Raw genomic sequence first — 26,664 nt, 5'->3', positions numbered from 1 at the left:
CGGGCGGGGCGTGGGGCGGCTCGCGGTGGCCGGGGGCGTACGCGGGCTGCGGCGGAATGTGCACGGCTCAATTCCCCGGCTTGATCAGATATCCGGCCCCCCGCCGAGTGTGGATCATCGGCGTCCGCCCGGCGTCGATCTTCCGCCGCAGATACGAGATGTAGAGCTCGACGACATTGGCCTGCCCGCCGAAGTCGTAGCTCCAGACCCGGTCCAGGATCTGCGCCTTGCTGAGCACCCGGCGCGGGTTGCGCATGAGGTAGCGCAGCAGCTCGAACTCGGTCGCCGTGAGGTGGATCGGCTCCCCCGCCCGCTCCACCTCGTGGCTGTCCTCGTCGAGCACCAGGTCGCCCACGACCAACTGCGACTCCGCCCGGGCGGCCTGCGCACCGGCGCGCCGCAGCAGCCCGCGCAGCCGCGCGACGACCTCCTCCAGGCTGAACGGCTTGGTCACGTAGTCGTCGCCGCCCGCCGTGAGCCCGGCGATCCGGTCCTCCACCGCGTCCTTGGCGGTGAGGAACAGCACCGGTACGTCGGGGATCTCGCGGCGCAGCCGCCCGAGCACGGCGAGCCCGTCCAGGTCGGGCAGCATGATGTCGAGCACGACCGCGTCCGGGCGGAAGTCCCGGGCGGTGCGCAGGGCTTCGGCCCCGTCCCCGGCGCTGCGCACCTTCCACCCCTCGTAGCGCAGGGCCATGGAGAGCAGGTCGGCGAGGGCGGTCTCGTCGTCCACGACGAGTACGCGGACGGGGCTGCCGTCCGGCCGGTGCAGTGCGGGACGCTCGTTGGGCGAGGTCGTGGTCATGCTCCCGACCTTCGGGCCGCTGGCTGAGAGCTCCCTTTGCCCAGCCTGTGAATTGCCTGAGAAAACGCGGGACGGGCGGGCCGTCTCCTCGGCTGGCGTCTGCGGGCCCGGAATAACCGGACAGAGTCTCCGGTTGCGCGGATCATGACCACTGAGCGCACCCTTGGACGGTTCGGGCGGATCGGCGTGTGGAGCAGCGCCCTCAAGACGGAGGATCCGGCACGCCCCGGCGAAATCGCGGATGCCGCCGCCGAGTTGGACGGCCTGGGCTACGGGACGATCTGGATCGGCCGCAACCCGGGCGTCGCGCACGCGGTGCCGCTCCTCGAGGCGACCTCCCGTATCACCGTGGCCACGGGCATCCTCAGCATCTGGCAGCACACGGCGGCGGATGTCGCCGCGCAGCGCGCCGGGCTGGAGCGCGCCCACCCCGGCCGCTTCGCCCTGGGCCTGGGCGTGAGCCACGGCCACCTGTCCGAGCGGTACGGGCGCCCGTACTCGGCGATGAAGGAGTACCTGTCCGCGCTTGACGCCGCCCCCGAGCCGGTACCGGCCGAAGGGCGGGTGCTGGCCGCACTCGGTCCGAACATGCTGGAGCTGTCCCGGGTCCGTGCGGCGGGCGCGCACCCGTACCTCGTGACTGTCGAGCACACCGCAAAGGCCCGTGAAGTCCTCGGCGACCACGCGCTGCTCGCCCCGGAGCTCAAGGTCGTCCTCGACCCGGACCCCGACAGCGCCCGCCGCACCGCCCGCGACTACCTCGGCTTCTACCTCCCGATGCCCAACTACACCAACAACCTGCTGCGGCTGGGCTTCACCGAGGGCGACTTCCGCGACGGCGGCAGCGACCGGCTGATCGACGCGGTGTTCGCGACCGGTGACGCCGACGCGATCGCCGAGCAGGCCGGCGCCTATCTGGCCGCGGGCGCCGACCACCTCGCGATCCAGGTGGTGACCGGCGACCCCACCCGGGACCTGCCGCGCGACGCGTGGCGCCGCCTGGCCGAGGCGCTGCCTCTATCCGACTGAGCCGTTGAGCGATTGAGCGATTGAGCGATTGAGCGGTTGAGCGGTTGAGCGGTTGAGCGGTTGAGCGGTTGAGCGGTTGAGCGGTTGCGGTTGAGCGATTGGAAGCCGCTGCTCCCCGCCGCGGCATCAGCGACGCTGCGCCTCAGCCCTCCTCGCCGATCGCCGCAGGACGCTCGAACGCGTAGCTCCGCTCGACCTTGGCCACATGCACCGCGAAGCTCTCGTACCACTCCGCGCGCCCGCGCTTGCGGGCCGCGGCGTGCTCGATCTGCTGCCGCCAGCCCCGTATGGACTCCTCGTCCCTGAAATAGCCGACGGTGATGCCGATACCGCCCGGCTCGTGGGCGGTGTCCATCCCCAGGAAGCCCGGCTGGTCCCTGACGAGCTCCGCCATGCGGGCGGCGGTCTCGCCGTAGCCGTTGTCGCCCGCCGTCCGCACCGAGGTGAACACGACGGCGTAGTAAGGGGGTTCGGGAAGGGGGGTGATCTGCGGTTCTGACACGTCTGCGCTCCTGCCGGGCCGGGGGCGTGCTGCACCGCCAGCATCGCACCGGCCACTGACAGGCGTCAGAAAAGCCCGTCCTGGACGCCCTGGCCCTCTCCGTCCGCCGTCCGCCGTACGGCGAGATCCCGTAGGGCCGCCGTGGTCCGCTGCCCCGGGTCCGCAGCCCGCAGCCGCCATCCCGCCATGAGCCGCCCGTCGAGCACCAGCACCCCGTCCTCCGTTCCGAGATGAAGGTCGGGTCCCGCCACACCCAGTAGCTCACCCGCCACCACCACGCCGTCACCGAGCTCCGTGACCTCCCCCTGGCGCCCGCCGGACACCCGGGCGGCCAGCAGGTCGAGGTCGAAGGCGGCGGTGTGATCGACCGGTTCGCACGGCTCCCGTTCCAGGGACTCGGGCCAGCCGGGCAGTGCTGCCACGCGCGCGTGCAGTGCGGCCAGTTCCGCGAACCTCTCCCCAACCGGCGGCAGCACGGCCCGCACCGCCCGCTTCACCCCGTACGGGACGCGGTCCTTCACGCCCAGCGCGGCCCCGAGCAGCTCCTCGGCCCGCCGCGCCGCCATCAGCGGCCCCCGCCCCAGCAGGCTGTACGCCACGGCGCCCTGCTCCAGCAGCCGCGTCGCGCCACGCCCGGCCGCGGTGATTCCGACCTTGAGCAGCCCGGGCCCGAAGTAGGCGAGGTAGACGCAGTACGGCTGCGGGTCGTCGGCCCGGGTGTCGGCTGCCACCGAGCGCGACCGGTCGAGCCGCGCGCACTCCGCACACTGCCCGCTCGTACTCCGCGCCGGCACGGCCGCCCCGACCGGACACACGGTCCGGCGCCCGCCGCGTGACACACCCGTGCAGACGCGTCCGCCCTCGACGGCGAACGCCAGCGGCCTGCCGGGAGCCGGCACGCTCGCCCGCTCGACGTCCCTGGACCCCGCCCCGGCCCCTGCGCGACACCACCCGAGCCGTGCACCCTCCGGACCCCAGGCGATCCCGGTACACCGCCAGCCGTCTCCCGCTGCTTCCACAAGTCCTCTCAGTGCACCGACAACGTCCCATGGACCCACAGGACGTCTCCAGAATCGGGCACACCCCGGACAACCGGCCTCGCCCTCGCCGATTGCGATGATCGGCGCGAGCGGCGTCCCCGTGGCCACATGATCCACACCGCACGGGATTCCCCGGCAGCAGCCGCCGTCAAGGCCAACGCAAGAGGCCCCTTCCATCACTGGAAGGGGCCTCTGAGCTGGGAGCTGATGCGCGCTCGGCAGGATTCGAACCTGCAACCTTCTGATCCGTAGTCAGATGCTCTATCCGTTAAGCTACGAGCGCTTGGGTTTCCGGCGATCATTCCGGGCCGGTCCGCGTTGCGGGAACAACATTACATGACCCGCAGCCACTGACGAAATCCGTTAACAATCCTCTGTCTGACCTGCGAAAACAGCCTTCACCGCGGCCAAGAACGGCTGAAGCCCCGGCCGTCGGGAGCCGGGGCTTCGGTGATCAAGGAGATCGAGCGGAGGCTCCGGGATTTGAACCCGGGATGGGGGGTTACCCCAAACCGCATTAGCAGTGCGGCGCCATAGACCAGACTAGGCGAAGCCTCCATACACACCCGCGCGAACGCGATGTGGTGTGTGCAGATGATGGCACAGCCCTACGGGCTGTCTCCAATCGCAGCCTACGGTACTAGGCGCGCGTGCAGCAGAGCAAAGCCCTTCCTGGTCGCGCCGGGTCGGGGACGCCGCGGGACCGGGCCTCGCCCCCAACCCCGGCCGGGGTCACCCCCCGGGACCCCGGTGGCTTGCGCAACGCCTCGCCGGGCGGAGCGTTAGTAATGACGGGCTCGCGTCAGCGGCCCCAGCCGCCCCAGCCGCTCTCGCTCCGAGCCGTGAGCCGTACCCCAGGAGTCCCCGATGCTGCTCCGCCGCCTCACCGTCACCGCGCTGTCCACTGCCGCCCTGGCCGCCGCCCCGGCCGCCGGAGCCGCCGCGGTACCGATGCCACACCCCGTACCCCTCCCGGAGCAGGTGACCAGACGGTTGCTCCCGCCGCCCCTGACCCTGGCCCCGGCAGGCGAGGACCGGCTCACCGTCACCATCAGCAACAGCGGCAACCGCGCGGTCGACGGGAGGTACACCCTCGACTGCCACCCCACGGGCGGTACGCACCGCGAAGCCAGGGCCGCCTGCGACCGGCTCGACGAGATGTCCCGGTGGGGCGAGGACCCCTTCGCGCCCGTCGAGCCTCGCGCCAACTGCACGATGATGTACGGCGGTCCGACCACGGCACGTATCACCGGCACCTGGGCGGGCCGCCCGGTCGACGCGCGCTTCGACCGCAGGAACGGCTGCGAGATCGCCCGTTGGAACAAGCTCAGGCCGGTCCTGCCGGAGGCCGGCGCCTGACCTCGGCGCGGCCCCCGGCGAACCCTGGAAGCGGACCCTGGAAGGGGACCTTTCCTTCCCGTTCGCCATCTCTAATGGCTTATGTCGGATGTGCGGTGAGTGGCACAAAGTCGTCGCCCGTCCTCCCCTCATCCGCCGTTGCCGCCGCAACGGCTGCCCGTAGACTCCCTCCAGTGACATGCCCCGGGACGCGCGGCAGAATGGCCGGGGCTGTCGGCAAGATGCAGTGATCAGGGAGGAATGGTCGTCGTGAGCAGCAGGCCATCCCGAGGCGCTGCTCGGCTTGCCGCCATACTCGACGCGCTCCCCGACGCCCTGTTGCTGGTGAACTGCAACGGCACGGTCGTCAACGCCAACACCATCGCCCTCGAGACGTTCGAGTCGCCCGGCACCGCGCTCGTCGGCCGCGGCCTCCTCGATCTCCTGCCGTCCTTCGACTCCAAGCGCATCCCCGGCTCGATGCGGCGGCCGGACGACGACGAGGGCAGGACCAAGCCGACCAGGATGGTCGCGCGGCGCACCGACGGCTCCGAGTTCCCGGTCGAGGTGACCAGCGCAAATCTGGAGGACGGCCGCACTCCGTACGCGGACCCGTCCCTGCACCACTACACGGGCGACGAGCTGTTGATGCTGGTCGTACGGGACCTGTCGGGGACCGTGGACACCGAGGCCGAGCTGGCCCGCCAGCAGCGCCAGACCGAGATGATCCTGCGCGCCGCGGCCGAGGGCGTCGTCGGCGTCGACACGGACGGCAAGGTCGTCCTCGTCAACCCGTCGGCCGCGCAGATCCTCGGCTACCGCGCCAGCGACCTCGGCGGCAAGGAACTGCACCCGCTCATCCACCACTCCAGGCCCGACGGCGCCCCGCTGCCGTACAACGAGTCGCCGCTCGCCGACAGCCTCCGCTCCGGTCGCAAGCACCGCGTCCGCGGCCAGGTGCTGTGGGCGAAGGACGGCCGCGCGGTGCCGGTCGACCTGACCACCGCGCCCGTACGGGACGGGGACCAGCTCGTCGGCGCGGTCATGACCTTCACCGACCGGCGCAAGTACGACGCCGTGTCCGCCCGGCACGCGCAGCTGCTGGCCGTGCTGGACGAGGCCCTGCGCGGGCCGCTCGACCAGCTGCGCTCGGAGCTGGGCACGCTCGCCGCCGACCCGGCCGGGCAGCTGTGGCCCGAGGCCAACCAGATCCTGCACTACCTGACCGCCGGGTACGCCCGGATGACCACGCTCATCGACAACGTGCTCAGCTACCAGCGGCTGGACTCCGGGCGCGACCGGCTGGACCGGGAGCCGGTCTCGCTCGACGGAGTGGTGGCGGCCGGTGTCGAGGGGGCGATCGAGCTCATCGGTCCCGGGCGCGCGCAGTTCGCGGTCCACGCGCCGCCGATCGAGGCCGAGGTCGACGCGAAGCGGCTGGCCCAGGCCCTCGCGCACCTGATCGCGGACGTGGCCGGGGTCGACGCGACAGGGAAGGCCCCGGTCGGCGGCGTCGCCGGCGACTCGACGATCGTGGTGGCGGCCGCACAGCGCGGCGAGGTCGTACGCATCGAGGTGCGCGGGCCGTACGCCGGGGGCGACCCCGTGCACGAGCCGATCGTGCGCGGCATCGTGGAGCGGCACGGAGGTGTGCTGCAGACGCACGAGGTGCCGGGGACGAACGGCAGCTCGTACGTGCTCGAGGTGCCGCTGGCCGCCGGGGGTGGCACGGCGGGGGAGCGGCCGCCCGCCGACGGCCGGGACCGTGACAACGCGACGACCGTGATGCCGGTGCCGACGGAGCGGGCGCGCGGCACGGCGGAGGCGCTGGACGCGGCGCAGGACGGCGGAGACTCCGGCGTGGATGCGGACGCCGGTGCGAGTACGGGCTCGGGTCTACGCGCGGGCGCGGGCGTTGACGCGGGCGAGAGTTTCGGTGGCGCCGCCGGGCAGGTCCCCGCGCAGTCGACCGGCTCGCAGAGCCTCGCCGACGCAGCCGCGGCCGCACCCGGTCCGGTCGTCGATCCACGCGATCCGGAAGCGGACTCCGGTGGGCAGGGCTCTGCCCGGGACGGATCCCTCCCTGCCCTGCCGGCCGTGGAATCGCAGGTTCCCGAGACGTGGAACAGCGCGGCACAGAGCTCGAACGGCGCCGCCTCGCAGGCTTCGGGCTCCACGCAGGTCCCGGAAGGCCCGAAGCCGACCGGGCGGCGGCGCGGGCGGCCCAGTCCCGCCGAGGGCGAGGGCCAGGAGGCCGCCGCGCGGTCGGCAGGACCGAGGACGGGCCGCCGCGCCCGGCACGGCGGGGGCGGTCAGGACCAGTCGTACGGCTCGCAGGACCAGTCGTACGGCTCGCTGGCCACCGCGGCAGACGAGCGGCCGGAGCAGGACACGGACGGCTCGGGCCGCGCCGCACAGAACGGTTCGTACGTCGCTGGTGCAAACGGCGTGGTCGCCGTACCGGCCCAGGGCACGGGATCCGAGCCGCAGGCTTCCGCGCTGCCCGCCCTGCCCGGGGCGCCGGCGGACAACGGGCAGCAGACGGGCTGGGCCAACCCCGGCAACCAGGGGCAGGGCCCGGGGCAGCAGGGCCTCAGCCCGGTGCCGTCACAACTGCGTCCGGCAGCGCTGAACGGCTCCGGCACACCCGTACCGCCGCAGGGCACCGGCCCGGAGCGGCAGGGCGTGCCCGCGGAGCCGACAGGCCGCCGCGCCCGCCGGGCCGGGGCGTCCGCGCAGGCCACGCCCGCGGAACCCCAGTCGTCCGCCGCCGCGCTCCCGCCCGGGGGCGGGGCAGCGCCCGGCCCCACCGCTCGCGGCGACGACGACGTGCCGGGGCCCGGGCCGGGGCCGTACGACGACTCCGCTGCCGGACAGCCGTACGCCCAGGACGGCGGTTCCGCCGAACCGACCGGCCGACGTGGACGCCGGGTCGCCCCGCCCTCCCAGGGCGCCCCGCCGGCACTCGCCGGTCCCGAGCCGCAGCAGCAGCCGCAGCCGTACGGGCCCGAGGGCGACGACCAGGCGCAGCCTCCGGCGGGAGGCAGGCCCGCGGGGCGGAGGGCGCGTCGGGCACTGGCCGACGGCGGGCTCGATCGGGCTGTTCCTGGACCCGGACCGGGACCGGAAGCGGGTGAGGAGCAGGCCGCAGGAGGCGGGACGGGCGGGAGCCGCCGGGCTTTCGCGTTGCCGCCCGCCGAGGCCGACCAGAAGGCCGGGGCCGCCGGCGCCGGGCAGCCGGGTGCCTGGGACGCGGACACTCAGGGCCGTCACGACCTGGCACCGCCCGCCGTCGACGCCGACCACACGCCGCCGCGGGCGCACCCGGTGCCCACCGGCCGCCGCCGCGCACGGCGGGATCCCGCCGAGGAGCAGCAGGCCCAGAACATGGCAGGCGGCCCGGGCCAGAGCACTCCAGCCCAGGGCACCCCTGCCCAGGACGCTCCCCCGCAGGGCGTCCCGGCTCCGGCAACACCGCCGCAGGGCATCCCCGCCCAGGGGGCCCCGCCGCAGGGCATCCCCGCCCAGGGGGCCCCCCAGGGCATCCCCGCCCAGGGGGCCCCGCCGCAGGGCATCCCCGCCCAGGGGGCCCCGCCGCAGGGCATCCCCGCCCAGGGGGCCCCGCCGCAGGGCATCCCCGCCCAGGGGGCCCCGTCGCAGGGAGTTCCCGCCCAGGACGCCGCGAGCCCCGGCACCCCGCCCCAGGGAACCGGCATGCCCGGGGCCCTGCCCGAGCCGGTGGACCCGGCGGGTCCGGCGGCTCCGGTTCCCCCGCAGCAGGCCGCGCCCCAGTCGCAGCCCCGGACAGCGGCCCAACCCGAGCCTCAGTCCCCGCCGTACGGCACGCGCGCGGCACAGCCCCTGCCCCCTGCACAGCCCCTGCCCGCCGAGGCCCCTGCTCCCGCCCCGGCTCCCGCGCAGCGACCGCAGCCCCAACCGCAGCAGCAGCCCTCGGCCGCCGCTCCCGAGGGCCCTGCCGCCGGTCAGTCGCGGGCCATCAGCGTGCGGACGCTCGGTCAGGGCGTGCCCTTCGCGCAGCAGGTCGCCGATCAGCAGCGCCCCCAGATGCCGCAGCCGCCCACCGGATCCGGCAGGCGGCGCAAGCTCGCCGCCCCGCCGCAGGAGGAGGGCGAGCGGACGCCCGCCGGCGCGCTCGAACCCGCCGCACGCCCGCGTGAACCGCAACTGCCGCAGCAACCGCAACAACCGCAGCAGCCCCCGCGGTTGCTGGACACGCAGGAGGGCCGGGCGTACGCCATCGGCGCGCCGGACGAGGGCTCCGAGGGCCCGGAGCCGCTGGATGGCCCGAACGGCGCCGTGGACGTCACCGACTCCCAGGCCGCCCCGCCGATGGACGACGAGCTGCCGCCGGAGCCGCTCGACAATCCGCGGCGGCTGCTGGTCTGGCCCGCGCCCGACGTCTCCACCCAGCAGGCGCTGAGCGACCGCGGCTACCGCCCCGTCATCGTTCACTCCCGCGAAGAAGTGGACGCGCAGATCGCGGCCTACCCTGCGGCGCTGTTCGTCGACCCGCTCACCGGGCCGATCACCAGGACGGCGCTGCAGTCGCTGCGTACGGCGGCGGTGGCGGCCGAGGTTCCGGTGCTGGTGACGGCCGGGCTCGGGCAGGCGACACGGGAGGCGGCGTACGGCGCCGACCCCGCCGTACTGCTGAAGGCACTCGCTCCGCGCGACAGCGAGCAACACCCGCCGCGCGTGCTGCTGATCGAGACGCACGACGCCATCGCGGGTGCACTCGCGGCCACGCTCGAGCGGCGCGGTATGCAGGTCGCGCGGGCCGCATCGGACGCGGACGCCGTGACGCTCGCGGCCCAGATGCGGCCGAACCTGGTGGTGATGGACCTGATGCAGGTGCGCCGCCGACGCGCCGGGATCGTCGACTGGCTGCGGGCGAACGGGCTGCTCAACCGCACCCCGCTGGTCGTCTACACCTCCGCCGACATGGACCCCGCCGAGCTGCCGCGGCTCACCTCGGGCGAGACGGTCCTGTTCCTCGCGGAGCGCTCGACGAGCCCGGATGTGCAGAACCGGATCGTGGACCTGCTGGCGAAGATCGGCGCCAACTGAGACTCAGCCCCCACACAGGCGGCTCCGGGGTACGCGCGCGTGCACGGGCACAGGTACGCGCGCGTGCACGGGCACAGATACGCGCGCATGCACGGGCACAGGCATGCGCGCGTGCACGGGGCCGACCCCCTGCACGCGCGCATGCGCCGGGGCGGTGGCCACCGCTGACCACCGCCCCGCCCTGCCCATCGCTTCTCACACCTCGGTGACGTCCAGCTCCCCGTCCGCGTACTGCCTGCGCAGCACCTTCTTGTCGAACTTGCCGACGCTGGTCTTCGGCACGGCCGGGATGACGGCCCACCGCTCGGGCAGCTGCCAGCGCGCGATCCGCTCCCCGAGGTACGCCTTGAGCGCCTCGTAGTCGGGAGCGGCGCCGTCCTTCAGGACGACGGTGGCCAGCGGCCGTTCGCCCCACTTCTCGTCGGGTACGGCCACGACCGCCGCCTCGGCGATCTCCGGGTGACCCATCAGGTGGTTCTCGAGCTCGACCGAGGAGATCCACTCGCCGCCGGACTTGATGACGTCCTTGGCCCGGTCGGTGAGGGTGAGGAAGCCGTCCGGGGTGATGGTGCCGACGTCGCCGGTGCGCAGCCAGCCGTCCTCGCTGAACTTGTCCGCAGGCCGGAGCGGCTCTCCGGCCGACCCGCCGTAGTACGCGCCCGCGATCCACGGGCCCCGCACCTCCAGCTCACCCGCCGACTCCCCGTCCCACGGCAGGAATTCGCCGCCCGGCCCCGCCAGCCGGGCTTCGACGGACGCGGGGAAGCGGCCCTGGGTGAGGCGGTACGGCCACTCCTCGTCGGCGGTGAGCCCGGCCGGCGGGTGGGCGACGGAGCCGAGCGGCGAGGTCTCCGTCATGCCCCAGGCGTGCACGACCCGGATGTCGTACCGCTCCTCGAACGCCTTCATGAGCGCTGGCGGGCAGGCAGACCCGCCGATGACGACGGTCCGCAGGCTGGACACGTCACGCTGCTTGGCGTCCAGCTCGCCGAGCAGCCCCTGCCAGATCGTCGGAACGGCGGCGGCCAGGGTCGGCCGCACGGTCTCGATCATCTCGGCCAGCGGCTCGGGCTGCAGGAAGCGGTCGGGCATGAGCAGCTCGGTGCCGCCCATGAAGGCGGCGTGCGGCAGCCCCCAGGCGTTGACGTGGAACATGGGGACGACGGCCAGCACGGTGTCCGCGGGCGTCGTCGCGAAGGACTCGGCGCTGTTGACCTGCATGCAGTGCAGGTAGATCGAGCGGTGGCTGTAGAGGACGCCCTTGGGGTCGCCGGTGGTTCCGGAGGTGTAACAGAGGGCGGCGGCCTCACGCTCGTCGAGCTCCGGCCAGGCGAAGTCGGTGGGGCGGCCCGCGATCAGCTCCTCGTAGTCGTGGACGCGGACCCCGCTCCCTTCGAGGAGGGAGCGGTCGCCCGGGCCGGACACGACCACGTGCTCGACCGGCTTCATGTGCTCCAGGAGCGGAGCGAGGAGCGGGAGCAGCGTGCCGTTGACGATGATCACCCGGTCGGCGGCGTGGTTGACGATCCAGGCGAGCTGCTCGGCGGGCAGTCGGAGGTTGAGGGTGTGCAGGACCGCGCCCATGGAGGGGATGGCGAGGTACGCCTCCATGTGCTCCCCGTTGTTCCACATGAGGGTGGCGACGCGCTGGTCGCCGACCACGCCGAGCTCGTCGCGCAGAGCGTGCGCCAGCTGCGCGGCGCGGGCGCCGATCTCGGCGAAGCTGCGTCGCTCCGGTTGGCCCTCTCCGGTCCACGTCGTCACGTACGAGCCTGCGTGGACGGTCGATCCGTGCCGCAGGATGCGGCTGACTGTCAGCGGTACGTCCTGCATCGTGCTCTGCACCGAGGCCTCCCGAGGGCGCGGTTACGCGAAGGTAATAGTGACGTGATTCTGCTTCCATACCATCTGGTATGTCACTACCCCGCGCACTACGTACGGGGTGTGGCCTCGCCCACGTTTTCGCGACACGGCCTACGGAACCCGCTGCGCCGGATCAGGCGGCGCGGCTGAGCTCGGGGTCCTCGCGGAGCTTGGACAGCGCACGGGAGACGGCGCTCTTGACCGTGCCGACCGAGACGCCGAGCACTTCCGCGGTCTGGGCTTCGCTCAGGTCCTCGTAGTACCGGAGGACGACCATGGCCCGCTGCCGGTCCGGCAGCCGGAGTATCGCGCGCCACATCGCATCGCGCAGCACCTGCTGCTCGGCCGGGTCCGGGGCGGGGGCGGCGTCGGGCTCGGGCAGCTCGTCGCAGGCGAACTCGTCGACCTTGCGCTTGCGCCACTGCGAGGTGCGGGTGTTCACCAGCGCCCGTCGCACGTACCCGTCGAGGGCCCGGTGGTCCTCGATCCGCTCCCAAGCCAGGTACGTCTTCGTCAGCGCGGTCTGCAGCAGGTCCTCGGCGTCGCACGGGTTCGCGGTCAGCGAGCGGGCGGTGCGCAGCAGGACGGGACCGCGTGCTCGCATGTACGACGAGAAGGACGGGAAAGCTGCGGCGGATGCGCTGGAGCAGACTGGCGTGGTCATGCCCCAAAGCTAGGAGCGCCGGGGGTCACCGCGGATCGCCCGGAGGTCCCGATGAAGGGTCAGCCTCAGGTTGTACGGGCGCAGCGGGCCCCACCTCCCACAGGTGGAGGGGTCTCCGCCCTGGGTCAGGGTCCGTACGCAGGCCCGGATCAGGGTCGAGGGCGGGCGCCCGGCCGGGACCTCACTTAGCGGTCTCCTGGGAGGCGTTCTTGGCGGCGTTCTTGGCGGCCTTCTTGGCAGGGTTCTTGGCGGGGTTTTTGGCGGGGTTCTTGGCGGCCGTCTGGGCGGGGTTCTTGGCGGCCGTGCCGGCGGGCTTCTGGGCAGGCTTCTTGCCGGGGCTCTTGGGGGACTTGCCATCGTCGAGGGGTTCGTCCAGGTCGACGACCGCGACGGGCGCGTCCACCAGGTTGGGGTCGATCTTCATCTTCACCCCGCCGTATTCCTCCACGACGTTGCCCTTGAACTGGTGGATGCGGCGGTGCGGGCCCCATGCCGCTCGGTCGAGCACCTGCTCCTCGTACAGCGAAGGCGGAACGTTCCAGCGCGCGAACCAGAGGATGTCAGGGAGGTCCCGTACCCCGCGCCGCCGGGCGCTCTCGATGTGCTCCACGCCCGAGGTGGAGCTGGAGTAGAACCCGGCGAAGTAGCCCTGGCGGCGCACCTCACGGCTCCACGCGCGGACGAAGGCGAGCGTGTGCTCCGCGCACTCGGCGTCGCGCTGGTCGTACGCCTCGACGTCGAGGTAGAGGGCGCTGCGTTCGCGCATGCCGAGTGCGGCCGCGCGCTCGAGGGCGTCGCGCGCCTCCTCGACGCCCCGGGTCCAGGGATCCCCCTCGATGGGCACGTGCTTCTTGCCGTCGTTGAACACGCACGGGGACTGGGAGCCGACGTAGAGCGGCAGCACGTTCCAGCCCGACCTGTGCACTTCCCTGATCCAGCGCGGGCCCAGGTGGGTCTGCTGCTTGCAGGCCCGGCCGCGGCCCCCGAAGTAGACCCCGACAGCCCGGTAGTGGGACTTCCGCCAGGCGTTCATGGAACCGAGGGACGGGGCCTCGCAGGTGTCGAAGGCCAGTCCGGTGAAGACCTCGGCGCCCGCCGACCGCGGGTCGCCGTCCCCCGGGTCCTTCGCGGCAGCGCCGGTTCCGGCGAACAGCCCGCCGAGTACGGCCGCCATGGCCGCCAGCAGCGCGATCACATATTGAATGATCTTCTTTCGTCGTTCCATAGGGCGAGTGAACGGCCCCCGCAACCTGAAGAGTCGTCAGACACGCGACATGGGGGAGCGAAGTCAGCCGTATGCACCAATCAGCAGCCCGGATGTCGGAACTCCGGTTCCCGCCGTCACCAGGACCGTGCTAGCGCCCGTCACCTGGTTCACGGAGCTGCCGCGCACCTGCCGTACGGCCTCGGCGATGCCGTTCATGCCGTGCAGATACGCCTCGCCGAGCTGGCCGCCGTGTGTGTTGATCGGCAGCTCGCCCGCGGCGACGAACCCGGCCGCCTCGCCCGGCGGGCAGAAGCCGAACTCCTCCAGCTGCATCAGCACGAACGGGGTGAAGTGGTCGTAGATGATCCCCACGTCGACATCGGTGGGCCGCAGGCCGCTGCTGCGCCACAACTGGCGCGCCACGACGCTCATCTCGGGCAGGCCGGTGAGATCGCCGCGGTAGAAGCTCGTCATCTGCTCCTGGGCGCGGCCCGCGCCCTGCGCCGCGGCGGTGACGACCGCGGCCGGGTGCGGAAGGTCGCGGGCCCGCTCGACGGAGGTCACCACGATCGCCTGCCCGCCATCCGTCTCCTGGCAGCAGTCCAGCAGGCGCAGGGGCTCGACGATCCAGCGGGACGCGGCGTGGTCGTCGAGCGTGATCGGCTTGCCGTGGAAGTACGCGGCCGGGTTGCCGGCGGCGTGGCGGCGGCCGGTGACGGCGACATGGCCGAACGCCTCCGGGGTCAGCCCGTACGTGTGGAGGTAGCGCTGGGCCGCCATGGCGACCCAGGAGGCGGGGGTGAGCAGGCCGAAGGGAAGCGACCAGCCGAGCGCGGCGCCCTCGGCCGAGGGCTCGCGGTGCTGCACCCCGGATCCGAAGCGGCGCCCGGACCGCTCGTTGAACGCGCGGTAGCAGACGACCACGTCGGCGACCCCGGTTGCGATGGCGAGGGCGGCCTGCTGGACGGTGGCGCAGGCCGCGCCGCCGCCGTAGTGGACCCGGGAGAAGAACGACAGCTCGCCGATGCCGGCCGCCTGGGCGACGGTGATCTCGGGGCTGGTGTCCATGGTGAAGGTGACCATGCCGTCGACGTCGGCAGGGGTCAGCCCGGCGTCGTCCAGCGCGGCGCGGACGGCCTCGACCGCCAGCTTCAGCTCACTGCGTCCCGAGTCCTTGGAGAACTCGGTGGCGCCGATGCCGGCGATGGCCGCCTTGCCTCCCAGGGAGTCGCGGTTGCGGACACTCATGCACTCTCCTCAGGCGACTGCTGGGCCGACTCCGGGAGTTCGACGGTGACCGTGCCGGTGACGTGGTGGCCGAGGTCGTTGGCGCCGGTCACCCGCACCTCGGCGACCCGGCCGGACACTTCGGTGACCGTGCCGGTCAACACCATCTCGTCGCCTGGGTAGTTGGGCACGCCGAGCCGGATGGCCACTTTGCGCAGCCGGGCCTCGGGCCCGAAGTGGTCGGTGATGTAGCGGCCGACGAGGCCGTTGGTGGTGAGGATGTTCATGAAGATGTCGGGGGAACCCTTGGCCCTGGCCGCTTCGGCGTCGTGGTGCACGTCCTGGTAGTCCCGGGACGCAATCGCGCCGGCGACGATGAGCGTGCGGGTGACCGGAATGCGCAGCGGCGGCAGTTCCTCGCCGGCGTGAGTCATCGCTTCAGCCCTCGCTTCCCCGGAAGACGGGCAGCGTCAACTCCTCGTCGGGCTTGAGGAATTCGAGCTCCACCGGCATGCCGATCCGGACCTTGTCGTACGGCACCCCGGTGATGTTGCTGATCATCCGCACGCCCTCGGCCAGCTCGACCAGCGCCACCGCGTAGGGAGGGTCGAACGCGGGGAACGGCGGGTGGTGCATGACGACGTACGAGTAGACGGTCCCGGAGCCGGAGGCGCGTACGGTGTCCCAGTCCGCGGAGCCGCAGCTGTTGCAGCCGGGGAGCCAGGGGAAGCGGAGGGTCCCGCAGGGGGTGCAGCGCTGGATGAGGAGTTCGCGCCGCGCGACGCCCTCCCAGAAGCCCGCGTTGTCGCGGTTGACGACCGGCCGGGGGCGCCTGGCGGGCGATGGGCCCCGCTCCTCCTGCGGCCTTTCCTCCTGTGGCCTTTTCTCCTGCTGGGTCCGCTGCTGCGGGTTCCTGGTCGCGGGCGCGTACTTGAGGATGCGGAAGCGGTGAATGCCCGCGGGCTCGCCCTCCGCGCGGACGTCCATGCGCGTGGTGACGAAGTGGCCCGTGCCGAGCTTCGTCGTCTTCCGCGGTGACACCGACTCGATCACCGCGTCGAAGCTGATCCGGTCGCCGGGGCGCAGCGGCCGCAGATACTCCTGCTCGCAGTCCGTCGCCACGACCGAGGTGAACCCGGCCGCGTCCAGGAGCCCGAGCAGCTCGTCGTACGCCTCGGTGCGCCCCATGTGCCCGGACAGCCCGCCCATCGTCCACGCCTGGAGCATCGTCGGCGGCGCGACGGCGGGGTAGGCGGGGCTGGTGTCGCCCATCGCCTCGCACCAGTGCCGGATCATGGGCTCGTTGACGGGATCCTTCCCCTCTCCGCCGGTCGCCGCGGGGCGCCCTTCGTACGCCTTGAGCCGCTCGTACAGCCCCTCGTCCACGCCCACCCCGTTCTGCCGTCGAGTTCCGGTAATTCAGGTAGTTCAGGTAGTTCAGGGTTTCTGACTGTCCGTCAGGTGCAGGCCGCCTGTCAAGGTCGCGGAAACGGCTGCGGGACGACACTCCCGGGGGGGCGCCGTCACGCAGCAGAGGCCTTCCGGCGCATTTCGGCCAACTTCACCCTCGGAGGCTCTTTCGGGGCAAGAAGGGGGCCGGACCCCTTTCCGGAGTCGAACACATGCACGAAAATGTGGGGTATGGCCTCCTCCGGCATCCCCTGGCCTCCTGCCGGGGTTCCCCCGACGGCCGGGTTCCCCCGGCCGACGCCCGCCGCCACGCCCTGGCCGCGGCGGCCCGCGGCCTCCCCGTCATCCCGCTGACCCGCGGCAAGCTGCCCGCCGTGCGCTCCCCGCACCACGCGGACCCCGAGCCCGTACGGTGTACCGGCGAGTGCGGCCGGGCGGGCCACGGCATTCACGACGCGACGACCGACCCTGCGGCGGTCCTGGCGTTGTTCGCCGCCGCGCCCTGGGCCACCGGCTACGGCATCGCCTGCGGCCGCGCCCCGCACCACCTCATCGGCCTCGACCTCGACGTCAAGAACGGCACGGACAGTCTCGCCGCACTGAGACGCCTCGCCGGCGAGCACGGTTTCATTCTTCCGCCCACGGTCACCGTCCTCACGCCAAGCGGCGGCCGCCACCTGTGGCTGACAGGCCCGCCCGGCAGGCCGGTACCGAACTCGGCCGGCCGTCTGGCCCCCGGCATCGACGTCCGGGGCACCGGCGGCTACCTCGTCGGCCCCGGCTCGTACAGCATCCGCGGCGTCTACCGGCTAGCCCCCGGGCCCACGGAACCGGCGCCCGCCCCGGCCCCCCTCGTACGCCTGCTCACCCCGCCTCCCGCGCGCCCCGGGCGGGAGGCGCAGGACGAACAGGGCCCGTACGCGTACGGCTCGAGCGCGTGCGGCGCGGGTGAGCACGGCCCGGGTGGGCATGGCGCGGGCGGGCATGGCGCGGGTGGGCATGGCGCGGGCGGGCATGGCGCGGGCGGGCATGGCGCGGGCGGGCATGGCGCGGGTGGGCATGGCGCGGGTGGGCATGGCGCGGGTGGGCATGGCGCGGGTGGGCATGGCGCGGGTGGGCATGGCCGGAGCGGCGCCGCGCTCGTCCAGTTCGTGCGGGACTCCCGGCCCGGGCAGCGGAACGACCGGCTCTTCTGGGCCGCTTGCCGGGCGTACGAGACCGGGCTCGGGCGGGACCTGGCCGCGGCCCTCACCGACGCGGCGCTCCACACCGGCCTCACGGAACGCGAGGCCCGCGCCACCATCGCCTCGGCGGCGCGGCACACGGGGCCGGGGGCGGCGGGGCTCTGATCAGGCGGGACGGTAGTGGTTGTTCCGTGCGGTGTGGACGGTCATGGCGGCGAGGTAGAAGGCGTCGGGGCGTCCGAGGATGCCGGAGGGCGACTCGGGGTCGGTCAGCGTCTTCAGCACGTCGAGGTCGTCGTGCGCGAGGCGGTCCCCCATCTTGTCCAGCACACGAGTGAGTTGGGCCTGCAGGTACTCGCGCGGCCGTACGCCCAAGGGGGCCGGAAGGTCGACGAGGAACGAGCGGGTCCCGGCAGGGGTGAGGCCGGCGCCGGCGAGCATTGCGGGCCAGTCCTCGACCGCCGGGGTGTGGCCGGGCAGGGCGGCGCGCATCTCGGCGAACCAGTCCTCCGCGGCCGCGTCCATCCTGGCCTGGAGCCCGGGCCGTCCGGTGCCGATGTCGCGGGGCAGGAAGCGCGCGGTGAGTCCGCGCTCGACGACCGCGAGCAGCCCTCCGGGCCGGAGTGCCGCGCCGAGATCGCTCAGGGCGGCCTGCTGGTCGCCGAGGTGGTGGATCACCTGACGGGTCCAGATCACGTCGGCCGTACCGAGACCGGAGATCCCGTACGTCAGGTCGGCCTGGTGGGTGCGGACCCGGTCGGCGAGCCCCTCGCGGGCGGCGCGCGCCCGGGCCCGTTCGAGCAGGCCCGGCTCGCCGTCGACCGCGACGACCTCGGCACCGGGGAACACCCGGGCGAGCAGGGCCGAGGCGACACCGGGGCCGCTCCCCACGTCGAGGACGCGGCGGACCTCGGGGGCAGGGGCGGGGGCGTGGTTGGCGGCGGGGGCGTGGCCTTCGTCCGGGAGGAGGCTCCGCAGCCAGGCCATCGCCTGTTCCAGGGCCGGGAGATGAATCTCGCCGTCCCGCTCGAGCTGGTCGCCGAAGGCCTCCCAGTCGATCGAGTCGGCGTGGTGGTTGTGGTGGTCGGGGTGGTTGTGGTGGTCGGGGTGGTCAGGTTGCTTGTGGTCGTCGGGCTGCTGGTGCCGGCTCACGGGCGTCATCTCCTGTTATCCGCTGTCTTCGCGAAGACTCCGCCCTGGAGGCTGCAGCTGTGGTCCGGTTCCGACAACTTTTATTGCCATTTCCGGGACGCGCGTTTTGAAATGGCCGACATGGAGCACTCGCATTCCACCAGCCCCGCCGCCGACCTCACGGCCGGCCCCGGGGCCGGCCCAGCGGCCGTCCCCGCCCTCAGCGACGTCCTGGCCAGGGTCGGCCCGCGACTGAAGCGCCTCCGTACCCAGCGCGGCGTCACGCTGGCGTCGCTGTCGGAGACCACGGGGATCTCCAGGAGCACCCTGTCCCGGCTGGAGTCCGGGCAGCGCCGTCCCAGCCTGGAGCTTCTGCTGCCCATTGCCCAGGCGCACCGCGTACCCCTGGACGAACTGGTGGGCGCCCCCGAGGTCGGCGACCCCCGCGTCCGCCTCGCCCCGCGCCGGGCCGGCGACAGGACCGTGGTCCCGCTGACCCGCTCGCCCGGACCGCTCCAGGCCTTCAAACTGGTCATCCCGCCCCGGCGCAGCGACGAGGAACCCGACCTCCGGACCCACGAAGGTTACGAGTGGCTCTACGTCCTCTCCGGGCGCCTGCGCCTCGTCCTGGCCGACCACGATCTGGTCCTGACCCCGGGCGAGGCCGCCGAGTTCGACACCCGCCTCCCCCACTGGTTCAGCAGCGCCGGAGAGGGCCCCGCCGAGATCCTCAGCCTCTTCGGACGCCAGGGCGAACGCATGCACATCCGCGCCAAGCCCCGCTCCCGCGGAAACCCCCGCAGCTGACCATTCAGGACGTATCATCCTGAATGTCAACAAGCTGTTGGAGCTGCACCATGTTTGTTGCCACCGTCCTCATATCGCTCGTCCTCGCCGCGCTCCTGACGTACTCGGCCACCGGCAAGCTCAGCCACGAGGAGCGGGTCGTCCAGACCTACACCCGGGTGGGCGTCCAGGAGGACAAGCTCAACTACCTCGCGATCATCCTTCTCGCCGGGGCCGGAGGCCTGCTCCTCGGCCTCATCTGGGCCCCGCTCGGCATCGCCGCCGCGATCGGACTGATCCTGTACTTCATCACCGCCTGCACCTTCCACATCCGCGCCAAGGACACCAAGAACCTCCCCGCCCCCCTCGTGCTCGCCTTGCTCGCCCTGGTCGCGCTGATCCTGCGGCTGGCGACGGCGTGACGGGAAGCAGGTGTGTCCGGATTTTCCGGACACCCCGTCGGAGGCTCGGGCCGAGGCTGGAAGGTTGATGTCCTCGCCACTACAGGGAACGCTGGCCGCTTCCGAGCTGAGGAGTGGCAGCGTTGGACGAGGGTCCGGGTACCGATCCGGCATGCATGGCTTGCGGGCTCATCGCCGGTACTGAGTTCTTGCCGGGCGGGACGATCTTGAAGACCGGTAGATGGGTCGTCGAGCACTGCGTGGGTCCGCTGGGCCTCGGGACGCTGGTGGTCAAGCCGATCAGGCACGTGATCCATGTGGCCGACCTGACGGCAGACGAATCCAGCGAGCTCGGCCCGCTGCTGCAGAAGGTCAGCTCTGCGGTCACTACGACGATGGAGCCGGAGCAGGTCTACGTCTGTCTCTGGTCCCATGCGGGCGCAGTGCCAGGGCACATCCACTTCGTCGTGCAGCCTGCACGCAAGGACGATCTCGCCCGGTACGACGCTTACGGACCTGCGCTGCAGATGGCCATGTTCGATGCCGGGCTTCTGCCCGATGCGGCAGCCATGACCGACGTGTGTACTCGCCTGCGGACGGTTCTTGCTGAGGGCTTGGGGCCGAGGGCTGAGGGCTGAGGGCCAAGGGGTGAAGGGTGAGGGCTCGCAGGCGCGTCTGGGGCCCTGTAGTTCCCGCCGCCTTCCTAACATGGGAAATGCCGATACACCTTGATCCAGGAGGTCCGTGATGACGCGGAATGGCGGGCTGAGGTTGCGCCTGCGGCGCGTGCTCGGCACACGGCCCTCGGTCGTATTCCGTGCGCTGGCCGAACCGCAGGAACTAGCGAAGTGGTGGGGCCCTGACGGATTCACCATCCCGAGTGTGGAGATCGACCTCCGGCCAGGGGGCGGTTATCGGATTGGGATGCAGCCTCCCGAAGGTGATCGGTTCTACCTGGCAGGGGAATTCCGTGAAGTCGTCCCTCCAGAACGTCTGTCCTACACGTTCCGGTGGGAGGATCCAGATCCCGAGGACCAGGAGACGGTGGTGACCCTGTCGCTGCGCGAACTCGGCACTGAGTCGACGGAACTGGTGGTCACTCAGGGCGACTTCGCTACGGAGCGGCGCCGCGCTCTCCACGACGAAGGCTGGACTCAGTCGCTCAACAAACTCGAAGCGCTCGTATCGTCGGCCTCGTCGCCCTGAGATGTTCGCCGCCTGACGGGGCGCTCCGCCTGGTCGGCCTCGCGGGTTCGGCGCCCGCAGAAGGTTGGTCCGGAGCTTCCGGCCAATCCTCCGCTCTGCCCGAGGCAGCCGCCGACAGCGCATGGGAGCATCCGGACCGGTGAACCGGTCCGGATGGGGTGAGTTGTCGCCTGCGGCCCACCCGACGCGGCTACTGCGTGCTGGAGCCGCCGTCGTCAGCATCGTCCCCGCGCCAGGCCCTGCGGGCACGGTGCCAGGACTCGAAGATGCCGGGCAACTGGTCCAGTACGCCCTTGACGGCGAAAAGCAGAATCGTGCACACACCGGCGATGGCCAGAATCGCGAGGATGACGGTGTCGCCCAACGGTCCGACATTCTCTCTCTGAGGAGCGATCGAACCGGTCTCGCAAGGGGCGGGAACAGTTCGACCACTGTGCGAACATGGTCGAACTGATTTCCCGCCGGCACAGAAAATTCAGCTCGGGGCCAGGAAGCCCCGGTGGAGCAGGGTGGAGCGGGGTGGAGCGGGGCGCGGAATCTGTAGCTGACCCTGTGGCAGGGCGGCCCTTGTTCCGCCGCAAGGGACCAGCCCGCGAACTCACGCCGCACGATGCCGGTCGCCCACCGTGGTCACGGACTCTTCCTGGATACCCCAGTTATTACGCTGGGCCGCCCAGGGTGCGGACAGCCGGTCCCGTATGGCCCCGGCTGAGATGGCACCAACCTAGCAGGAGGGGCAGGACGTCCTCAGCCGCATGGGCGCACCGGAAGCCTCCGTGCCCAGGTCGACGGCAGTACGACCTCCTGAACGCCCTGCCCCCGACTCCGAGTCGACGCCCGGGACTCGTATGGGGACCAAAATCACGCCGCAGCCGTACATCCATTGCCCCGTCTCCTGCGTCTGTGAGGCAGCAGCGCACTTCAGCGCCTGCGATTGAAGTCTTTCCGCCGCTTCAGGCTGATATCGGAGCGTTCGACTTGATAACCCTCAACAAGGGCATACGCGTACGGCAGGGGACGGGCGTACGCAAGACTGGCGCGACCACGCGCATGCGCAAGACCGCGGCTGTGGTCCTTACCGCGGGTGCCGTCCTGACGATCTCCCCCATGGCCGCGCCCGCGCAGGCGGCCACCGCGCCCACGGTGAGCGCCAAGGGCGCCTTCCTTCTGGACAATGCGACCGGCACCACGCGGTACAGCAAGTACGCCGACACCAAGCGGCCGATGGCCAGCACGACGAAGATCATGACCGCCCGTGTGGTCCTCAGCCAGACCAATCTCGACCTCGACCGCAAGGTCACCGTCAGTCAGACCTACCGCGACTACGTGGCCGCCAACGGCGCGAGCACCGCGGACCTGAAGACGGGCGACCGCGTGACGGTCCGCCAGCTGCTGTACGCGCTGATGCTGCCCTCGGGCTGTGACGCCGCGTACGCCCTCGCCGACACCTTCGGCACCGGTACCACCCGGTCCGCGCGAGTGCAGTCGTTCATCAGCAAGATGAACAAGAAGGCCACCGACCTGGGCATGACCAACACCCGCTTCGACTCGTTCGACGGCATATCGACGACCGGGAACAACTACACCACCCCGCGCGACCTGGCCAAGCTCGGTCGGAGCGCCATGAAGTACTCGACGTTCCGTACGGTCGTCAAGACGCAGAAGACCGTGCGCTACGCGACGACGAGCACGGGCGGCACGCGCACGTACACCTGGTACAACACCAACAAGCTGCTCGGCTCCTACAGCGGCGCCATCGGCATCAAGACCGGCACCGGCTCCACCGCCGGCCCCTGCCTCGTCTTCGCCGCCACACGCGGCGACAAGACCCTCATCGGCGTTGTCCTGAACGGCACGGACCGCTACAACGACGCCGCGAAGCTTCTGGACTACGGCTTCGGCACCAGCACGGCGTCGACGATGCAGCTGCGCAGCCTGCCCTCGGGTGCCCAGCAGGACTGACCCGGACACCGGACCGGAGCAGGGGCCCGGAAACCGACGGGCAACGGCACTGATCCGGCCACCGGTCGCCCGGCCGTACGTAGCGCAGCGCGAGGCCTCGGCGTTCCGGGACAGTTCGAGACAGAGATCGAGATAGAGGGGGTGTCCGGAAACTCCGGACACCCCCTCTCACCTACTCTTATGCCGTCGAGCCGGGTCCGCGGCGCATCTGGAGCGCGACCAGCAGCGCGGCAGTGCAGAGATCAGCCGCGGCTGACCCCACCGAGCTGCTCGGCTATCGAGCACCGAGGTGCCGTCAACACTCCGGAACACCTGCGAGGTCGTTCGACACTGCTCGTGGGAGCGGATCGCCTGCCGTTTTGGCGCGCATCCGGCACGAGGGAACTGCCGTGCAACGCGTGCTCCCAGCATGGTGCCGACGTTGCTACTGCTCGGGCTGGGGCAGGTGGATCTTGGCGTCGTCGTAGGTGCCCCTGCCGGTCGACTGGGCCGGGGCGTAGACCAGGTTCAGGACGCCGGTCCGGAACGTCTCGGACGAGATCAGTTTCAGTGGGATCGGGGTTTCGCCCTCGTCGAACAACCGCATTCCCTTGCGAACGGCGATCGGGTGCACCAGCAGATGCAACTCGTCCAGCAGGCCGGCGGCCAGCAGTTGGCGAACGACCGAGACCGAGCCGCTCAGGGCGATGTTCCCGCCCGGCTCGTTCTTCAAGGCGGTAACGGCGTCCACGAGGTCGCCCTCGAGTTGCTCGGAGTTGCGCCAGGTGAACTCGAGCTCCTGGTTCGACACGACGATCTTGCGGGCGTCGCCGAGCGTCTTGGCGAAGCCGGCATCCTCGCCGCCGGCCGCCTCCCGCTCCGGCCACGCCCCGGCGAAGCTGTCGTAGGTCTTGCGACCGAAGAGGAGAGTGTCGGCCGCGCCGAGGGTCGCGTCGACGGCGGCGCCCATCTCGTCGTTGAAGTACGGGAAGTGCCACTGGTCGGGCGCCTCGACGACCCCGTCGAGCGAGATGAACAGGCCGGCAGTGATCTTCCTCATGATGCTCCTCCAGGACAGGTAGTCGATGACCTCTGCGTCTAGTTGGACCTCGGGAGCCGGATGAACTCATCGGCGGCGTCGCGACCGTCGAATGCATGATGCGGGATCGGCGCCCGATCGGAGTCATCGCCACGACGACCGTTCGACGGGACAGGCCGCGGATCCGCGACCACGTGCTGAACCCACGGTGGTGTCGCCACCACGACAGTTTTCAAAAACCGAGCGGCTTTCGGACGTCACCTCTGCTCTGACCTGGAGAGATGGGCGCTCCGTGCGACCGGACGTCGGGGCCCGCCAGAGGGGCCTCTGGCGTCGCTCTGACTGACACCTCTCAGGCCACCGCCACGCGCGGTAGCCGCTGACCGGTGCGCCCCGGTGCGCCCCGGTGCGGCAGGGCCGCTGCCGGGGCGCAGGTTCTCTCGCTGTTCGAGCGGTCGGGGAAGGGCCCGCGGGTCGTAATCCGGGCAATCAGGGGTACCCGCCGCACCTGGCCGACCATGTGCGGCAGAACCGCTGCCGACACGATGGACACGGAAAGGAAGTGCAGTCATGAGCACGGTGAAGGAATCGGTGGAGGTCGAGGTTCCGGTCCACACCGCCTACAACCAGTGGACGCAGTTCGAGGACTTCCCGAACTTCATGGAGGGGGTCGAGGAGGTGACCCAGCTCGACGACACCCATAACCACTGGACCACGAAGATCGGTGGCATACGGCGGGAATTCGACACCGAGATCGTCGACCAGCTCCCTGACGAACGGATCGCCTGGCGCACCACCAGCGGCGACACCAAGCAGATGGGCATGGTCCACTTCCAGCGCCTGGATGACACGCACACCCGCGTGGAGATCGTGATGGACGTCGAACCGACCGGGGTGGCGGAGAAGACCGCGTCCGCGGTCGGCGTGATCGACCGGCGCGTCAAGGGCGACATGCGGCGCTTCAAGGAGTACATCGAGCAGCGCGGTCGCGAATCCGGCGGCTGGCGAGGGCGCGTGAGCCCCGGATAACAGCTGGTGGCCACCTCTGCCGGAGACCTGACCGCTTGGGATGCACAGTCACGAAGGCGCTGATTTTCTGAGGGCGCCGGCTCATCCTGAGCGCGCTGGCGCGGCGGGTGAGTCGGCGGGTCATCAGGGTGATCGACACTTACGTGATCAAGCTGCGCTGCGCTGCGGGAATCTCATAGCGCCGGACTGAAGCCGGACGGCCCCGGGGGCCGGCAGCCAACCCACGACCACGGAGGTCCCCGCGCCCACGACGCCCGCAGTAATTGCAATCGGCAGCAGGCAGCACGCCACACAGGCCAGCCCGGCCAGGCCCGCCAATGCCTTGGTAGCCCGAGGCGGGCGCGGATCAGCAGCAGGGGCCGGCATGGCGGTTCTCCTCGGCAAGGTCGGTGAACGGGATCGGGCAACAAGAATTCGTGGCGCACTCGGTCAGGTCATCGCACCCAGCCTCAACGGCCGTGACCAGCGCAGTGCGGATCGTGTTCAGGTCCGCGATCTTTGCGTCGACCTCGGCGAGCTTGGCCGCCGCACGCTTCTGCAATCCCGCGACCGGGCGGCCGTGGCGGTGGCGTCCGGCCTCCAGCAGCTCGGCCACCTCATCCAGCGTGAAGCCCAGGCGCTGAGCAGCCTTGATGATCCGCAGCGTGGTCACCGCCTCACCCCCGTACAGGCGGTGACCACCGGGGCTGCGCTCCGGTGCGGGAAGCAGCCCACGCCGCTCGTAGTAGCGCAGGGTCTGGATGTTCACCCCGGCCGCATCGGCAACCTGTCCACTGCGCAGCTCCACGCCGCTCACTGTGGCCCCAGGGGTGCAACCGCCTCGCGTGCTCGCGCCGCCAGAGCGTGCAGCACTGCCGCGTGCGCCTGGCCAACCGAGATGTCCAGCACCACGGCCTTCGAGGTGTCAGTGACGGTGAATTCGAAGAAGGAGCAGCAGCCGTTCTCACGCTCCACGAGGTCCCGGGTCCGCTCCTCGCACTCCGCTCCGGCGGGCAGCTCCAGGCGTACACGCAGTGGCTCGGCCAGCGACGGCGCCGTCACCTGCGTGGCGAACAGGGCGTCCCACTCAGCAAGCCGCAACGGCCGCTCCTCAGTCGGCAGCGTGCACGACTGCGGTACCCAATCCAGTTCAGTCATCGCGCTCACTCCCGTCATCGCGTCCCCTCTCTGAGGACATCTCCGACGGTAAACCTGTACCCAGGTACCGATGGCAAGTGATCGGTGTCCTCGAAGCTGCGGTACAGCAACGAAGTACCGCAACCGCAGCACCCGGCCTCGTCCATCAGCGCTCTCGCAGGACTATCGCGCCACCTCTATGACCGTCGCTGACCGTTCCACACAGAGCTGCGGATCAGAAGGTGCCCGTGCCCCTGCCGTGCCCGATGAACGGGGAACCCACAGGGAACCACGGTGGCTGACGGACAGCGCACAGGAGAACGGCCCCCGACCGAATTACCTGGTCAGGGGCCATGCATCTGCGGAGGGTGTGGGATTTGAACCCACGGTGGTGTCGCCACCACGACGGTTTTCAAGACCGTTCCCTTAGGCCGCTCGGGCAACCCTCCCTCGCCCCGCCTACCTGCGGCGGAGCGGGTACAGCCTACCGGCCGCGGGCCCCTCGCTCGGGCGGTAGGTCCACTCCTGGTCCACAGACTCCGGAACTGGGCCCCTCCGGGCCACACCGGACCCCGGCAAAAAAGCAGCATCGCGTCACCTTGAGTGGACCAATGTGGCCGCGAACGCTACCAACGAGATCTCCGCACGTCATAGCAGC

24 protein-coding genes and 3 tRNA genes are annotated in these 26,664 nt (G+C 71.3%); 10 read left to right on the top strand and 17 right to left on the bottom strand.

The window, feature by feature from the left end:
- Positions 1–67 precede the first annotated feature (67 nt).
- Positions 68–805: a response regulator transcription factor gene (locus ACTWQC_RS15860; RefSeq protein WP_443316323.1), complete on the bottom strand. Its 738-nt coding sequence runs from the start codon at positions 803–805 to the stop codon at positions 68–70.
- A 144-nt stretch (positions 806–949) separates the two neighbouring features.
- On the opposite strand from ACTWQC_RS15860, the gene ACTWQC_RS15855 reads away from it, so the two are divergent.
- A complete protein-coding gene (locus ACTWQC_RS15855) occupies positions 950–1,834 on the top strand; it encodes an LLM class F420-dependent oxidoreductase (RefSeq protein WP_443316322.1) in 885 nt (294 codons plus the stop codon).
- A gap of 142 nt (positions 1,835–1,976) precedes the next feature.
- On the opposite strand, the gene ACTWQC_RS15850 is transcribed toward ACTWQC_RS15855, so the two are convergent.
- The 4 genes from ACTWQC_RS15850 to ACTWQC_RS15835 all read right to left on the bottom strand — a co-directional run bounded on the left by ACTWQC_RS15850 (position 1,977) and on the right by ACTWQC_RS15835 (position 3,934).
- Positions 1,977–2,336: an antibiotic biosynthesis monooxygenase family protein gene (locus ACTWQC_RS15850; protein ID WP_443316321.1), complete on the bottom strand. Its 360-nt coding sequence runs from the start codon at positions 2,334–2,336 to the stop codon at positions 1,977–1,979.
- Between the two features lie 65 nt (positions 2,337–2,401).
- On the bottom strand, positions 2,402–3,553 hold the full coding sequence (locus tag ACTWQC_RS15845; RefSeq protein WP_443316320.1) for a DUF2797 domain-containing protein: 1,152 nt from the start codon (positions 3,551–3,553) through the stop codon (positions 2,402–2,404).
- A 33-nt stretch (positions 3,554–3,586) separates the two neighbouring features.
- A tRNA-Arg gene (locus ACTWQC_RS15840) sits at positions 3,587–3,659 on the bottom strand.
- Positions 3,660–3,844: 185 nt separating this feature from the next.
- A tRNA-Ser gene (locus ACTWQC_RS15835) sits at positions 3,845–3,934 on the bottom strand.
- Between the two features lie 309 nt (positions 3,935–4,243).
- On the opposite strand from ACTWQC_RS15835, the gene ACTWQC_RS15830 reads away from it, so the two are divergent.
- Positions 4,244–4,735 (top strand): SSI family serine proteinase inhibitor, encoded by a 492-nt coding sequence (locus tag ACTWQC_RS15830; protein WP_443316319.1) that lies wholly within the window; start codon positions 4,244–4,246, stop codon positions 4,733–4,735.
- Positions 4,736–4,984: 249 nt separating this feature from the next.
- Positions 4,985–9,802 (top strand): PAS domain-containing protein, encoded by a 4,818-nt coding sequence (locus tag ACTWQC_RS15825; protein ID WP_443316318.1) that lies wholly within the window; start codon positions 4,985–4,987, stop codon positions 9,800–9,802.
- Positions 9,803–9,997: 195 nt separating this feature from the next.
- Here the strand turns inward: ACTWQC_RS15825 and ACTWQC_RS15820 are convergent, their stop codons facing one another.
- The 6 genes from ACTWQC_RS15820 to ACTWQC_RS15795 all read right to left on the bottom strand — a co-directional run bounded on the left by ACTWQC_RS15820 (position 9,998) and on the right by ACTWQC_RS15795 (position 16,149).
- Positions 9,998–11,647, bottom strand: a complete 1,650-nt coding sequence (locus ACTWQC_RS15820) for a long-chain fatty acid--CoA ligase (protein ID WP_443316317.1) — start codon at positions 11,645–11,647, stop codon at positions 9,998–10,000.
- Positions 11,648–11,798: 151 nt separating this feature from the next.
- Positions 11,799–12,329, bottom strand: coding sequence for a SigE family RNA polymerase sigma factor (locus ACTWQC_RS15815; RefSeq protein WP_443316316.1), 531 nt, complete (start codon positions 12,327–12,329; stop codon positions 11,799–11,801).
- A 181-nt stretch (positions 12,330–12,510) separates the two neighbouring features.
- Positions 12,511–13,554: a DUF1906 domain-containing protein gene (locus ACTWQC_RS15810; protein WP_443316315.1), complete on the bottom strand. Its 1,044-nt coding sequence runs from the start codon at positions 13,552–13,554 to the stop codon at positions 12,511–12,513.
- 63 nt (positions 13,555–13,617) lie between these two features.
- Positions 13,618–14,784: a lipid-transfer protein gene (locus ACTWQC_RS15805; RefSeq protein ID WP_443316314.1), complete on the bottom strand. Its 1,167-nt coding sequence runs from the start codon at positions 14,782–14,784 to the stop codon at positions 13,618–13,620.
- Positions 14,781–15,197: a MaoC family dehydratase gene (locus tag ACTWQC_RS15800; RefSeq protein ID WP_443316313.1), complete on the bottom strand. Its 417-nt coding sequence runs from the start codon at positions 15,195–15,197 to the stop codon at positions 14,781–14,783. Before ACTWQC_RS15800 ends, ACTWQC_RS15805 begins: the two co-directional genes overlap by 4 nt.
- Before the next feature lie 4 nt (positions 15,198–15,201).
- On the bottom strand, positions 15,202–16,149 hold the full coding sequence (locus ACTWQC_RS15795; RefSeq protein WP_443316312.1) for a bifunctional MaoC family dehydratase N-terminal/OB-fold nucleic acid binding domain-containing protein: 948 nt from the start codon (positions 16,147–16,149) through the stop codon (positions 15,202–15,204).
- A gap of 236 nt (positions 16,150–16,385) precedes the next feature.
- On the opposite strand from ACTWQC_RS15795, the gene ACTWQC_RS15790 reads away from it, so the two are divergent.
- Entirely contained in the window at positions 16,386–17,522 is a 1,137-nt protein-coding gene (locus ACTWQC_RS15790) for a bifunctional DNA primase/polymerase (protein WP_443316311.1), read from the top strand.
- Here ACTWQC_RS15790 and ACTWQC_RS15785 read toward each other — a convergent pair whose 3' ends face one another.
- Positions 17,523–18,518, bottom strand: a complete 996-nt coding sequence (locus tag ACTWQC_RS15785; RefSeq protein WP_443316310.1) for a class I SAM-dependent methyltransferase — start codon at positions 18,516–18,518, stop codon at positions 17,523–17,525.
- Between the two features lie 102 nt (positions 18,519–18,620).
- On the opposite strand from ACTWQC_RS15785, the gene ACTWQC_RS15780 reads away from it, so the two are divergent.
- From ACTWQC_RS15780 to ACTWQC_RS15765, 4 genes are all read left to right on the top strand, one after another.
- Positions 18,621–19,295: a helix-turn-helix domain-containing protein gene (locus tag ACTWQC_RS15780; protein ID WP_443316309.1), complete on the top strand. Its 675-nt coding sequence runs from the start codon at positions 18,621–18,623 to the stop codon at positions 19,293–19,295.
- Positions 19,296–19,345: 50 nt separating this feature from the next.
- The gene (locus ACTWQC_RS15775; protein ID WP_443316308.1) at positions 19,346–19,696 is read left to right on the top strand and encodes a DoxX family protein; all 351 of its coding nucleotides are present in this window, start codon (positions 19,346–19,348) and stop codon (positions 19,694–19,696) included.
- Between the two features lie 122 nt (positions 19,697–19,818).
- Positions 19,819–20,313, top strand: coding sequence for an HIT family protein (locus tag ACTWQC_RS15770; protein WP_443316307.1), 495 nt, complete (start codon positions 19,819–19,821; stop codon positions 20,311–20,313).
- A gap of 109 nt (positions 20,314–20,422) precedes the next feature.
- Positions 20,423–20,881, top strand: coding sequence for an SRPBCC family protein (locus ACTWQC_RS15765; RefSeq protein WP_443316306.1), 459 nt, complete (start codon positions 20,423–20,425; stop codon positions 20,879–20,881).
- Between the two features lie 190 nt (positions 20,882–21,071).
- Here ACTWQC_RS15765 and ACTWQC_RS15760 read toward each other — a convergent pair whose 3' ends face one another.
- On the bottom strand, positions 21,072–21,245 hold the full coding sequence (locus tag ACTWQC_RS15760; protein WP_443316305.1) for a hypothetical protein: 174 nt from the start codon (positions 21,243–21,245) through the stop codon (positions 21,072–21,074).
- A gap of 686 nt (positions 21,246–21,931) precedes the next feature.
- Between ACTWQC_RS15760 and ACTWQC_RS15755 the strand changes: the two genes are divergently transcribed.
- On the top strand, positions 21,932–22,843 hold the full coding sequence (locus ACTWQC_RS15755; RefSeq protein ID WP_443316404.1) for a D-alanyl-D-alanine carboxypeptidase family protein: 912 nt from the start codon (positions 21,932–21,934) through the stop codon (positions 22,841–22,843).
- A 424-nt stretch (positions 22,844–23,267) separates the two neighbouring features.
- On the opposite strand, the gene ACTWQC_RS15750 is transcribed toward ACTWQC_RS15755, so the two are convergent.
- Complete coding sequence (locus ACTWQC_RS15750; protein WP_443316304.1) at positions 23,268–23,882, bottom strand: dihydrofolate reductase family protein; 615 nt, start codon at positions 23,880–23,882, stop codon at positions 23,268–23,270.
- Positions 23,883–24,431: 549 nt separating this feature from the next.
- Between ACTWQC_RS15750 and ACTWQC_RS15745 the strand changes: the two genes are divergently transcribed.
- On the top strand, positions 24,432–24,890 hold the full coding sequence (locus tag ACTWQC_RS15745; RefSeq protein WP_443316303.1) for an SRPBCC family protein: 459 nt from the start codon (positions 24,432–24,434) through the stop codon (positions 24,888–24,890).
- Positions 24,891–25,236: 346 nt separating this feature from the next.
- Here the strand turns inward: ACTWQC_RS15745 and ACTWQC_RS15740 are convergent, their stop codons facing one another.
- The 3 genes from ACTWQC_RS15740 to ACTWQC_RS15730 all read right to left on the bottom strand — a co-directional run bounded on the left by ACTWQC_RS15740 (position 25,237) and on the right by ACTWQC_RS15730 (position 26,455).
- The gene (locus tag ACTWQC_RS15740) at positions 25,237–25,677 is read right to left on the bottom strand and encodes a MerR family transcriptional regulator (RefSeq protein WP_443316302.1); all 441 of its coding nucleotides are present in this window, start codon (positions 25,675–25,677) and stop codon (positions 25,237–25,239) included.
- Positions 25,678–25,682: 5 nt separating this feature from the next.
- Positions 25,683–26,027 (bottom strand): hypothetical protein, encoded by a 345-nt coding sequence (locus tag ACTWQC_RS15735; protein WP_443316301.1) that lies wholly within the window; start codon positions 26,025–26,027, stop codon positions 25,683–25,685.
- Positions 26,028–26,368: 341 nt separating this feature from the next.
- Positions 26,369–26,455: transfer RNA gene (locus ACTWQC_RS15730), tRNA-Ser, on the bottom strand.
- Positions 26,456–26,664 lie beyond the last annotated feature (209 nt).

The sequence above is a fragment of the Streptomyces sp. 8N616 genome (genome assembly GCF_052246385.1).
In the GTDB taxonomy this organism is placed as follows: Bacteria; Actinomycetota; Actinomycetes; order Streptomycetales; family Streptomycetaceae; genus Streptomyces.
Note: the sequence above shows the minus strand (reverse complement) of the source record. Positions and strands in the feature narration are given on the sequence as shown.

Excerpts from the sequence above, each read along its gene's own strand:
- ACTWQC_RS15830 (WP_443316319.1), top strand. The coding sequence starts at position 4,244 with ATGCTGCTCCGCCGCCTCACCGTCACCGCGCTGTCCACTGCCGCCCTG.
- ACTWQC_RS15805 (WP_443316314.1), bottom strand. The coding sequence starts at position 14,784 with ATGAGTGTCCGCAACCGCGACTCCCTGGGAGGCAAGGCGGCCATCGCC.
- ACTWQC_RS15735 (WP_443316301.1), bottom strand. The coding sequence starts at position 26,027 with ATGACTGAACTGGATTGGGTACCGCAGTCGTGCACGCTGCCGACTGAG.
- ACTWQC_RS15755 (WP_443316404.1), top strand. The coding sequence starts at position 21,932 with ATGCGCAAGACCGCGGCTGTGGTCCTTACCGCGGGTGCCGTCCTGACG.
- ACTWQC_RS15775 (WP_443316308.1), top strand. The coding sequence starts at position 19,346 with ATGTTTGTTGCCACCGTCCTCATATCGCTCGTCCTCGCCGCGCTCCTG.
- ACTWQC_RS15815 (WP_443316316.1), bottom strand. The coding sequence starts at position 12,329 with ATGACCACGCCAGTCTGCTCCAGCGCATCCGCCGCAGCTTTCCCGTCC.
- ACTWQC_RS15855 (WP_443316322.1), top strand. The coding sequence starts at position 950 with ATGACCACTGAGCGCACCCTTGGACGGTTCGGGCGGATCGGCGTGTGG.
- ACTWQC_RS15800 (WP_443316313.1), bottom strand. The coding sequence starts at position 15,197 with ATGACTCACGCCGGCGAGGAACTGCCGCCGCTGCGCATTCCGGTCACC.
- ACTWQC_RS15845 (WP_443316320.1), bottom strand. The coding sequence starts at position 3,553 with ATGGAAGGGGCCTCTTGCGTTGGCCTTGACGGCGGCTGCTGCCGGGGA.
- ACTWQC_RS15810 (WP_443316315.1), bottom strand. The coding sequence starts at position 13,554 with ATGGAACGACGAAAGAAGATCATTCAATATGTGATCGCGCTGCTGGCG.
- ACTWQC_RS15765 (WP_443316306.1), top strand. The coding sequence starts at position 20,423 with ATGACGCGGAATGGCGGGCTGAGGTTGCGCCTGCGGCGCGTGCTCGGC.
- ACTWQC_RS15860 (WP_443316323.1), bottom strand. The coding sequence starts at position 805 with ATGACCACGACCTCGCCCAACGAGCGTCCCGCACTGCACCGGCCGGAC.
- ACTWQC_RS15790 (WP_443316311.1), top strand. The coding sequence starts at position 16,386 with ATGCACGAAAATGTGGGGTATGGCCTCCTCCGGCATCCCCTGGCCTCC.
- ACTWQC_RS15750 (WP_443316304.1), bottom strand. The coding sequence starts at position 23,882 with ATGAGGAAGATCACTGCCGGCCTGTTCATCTCGCTCGACGGGGTCGTC.
- ACTWQC_RS15785 (WP_443316310.1), bottom strand. The coding sequence starts at position 18,518 with ATGACGCCCGTGAGCCGGCACCAGCAGCCCGACGACCACAAGCAACCT.
- ACTWQC_RS15780 (WP_443316309.1), top strand. The coding sequence starts at position 18,621 with ATGGCCGACATGGAGCACTCGCATTCCACCAGCCCCGCCGCCGACCTC.
- ACTWQC_RS15745 (WP_443316303.1), top strand. The coding sequence starts at position 24,432 with ATGAGCACGGTGAAGGAATCGGTGGAGGTCGAGGTTCCGGTCCACACC.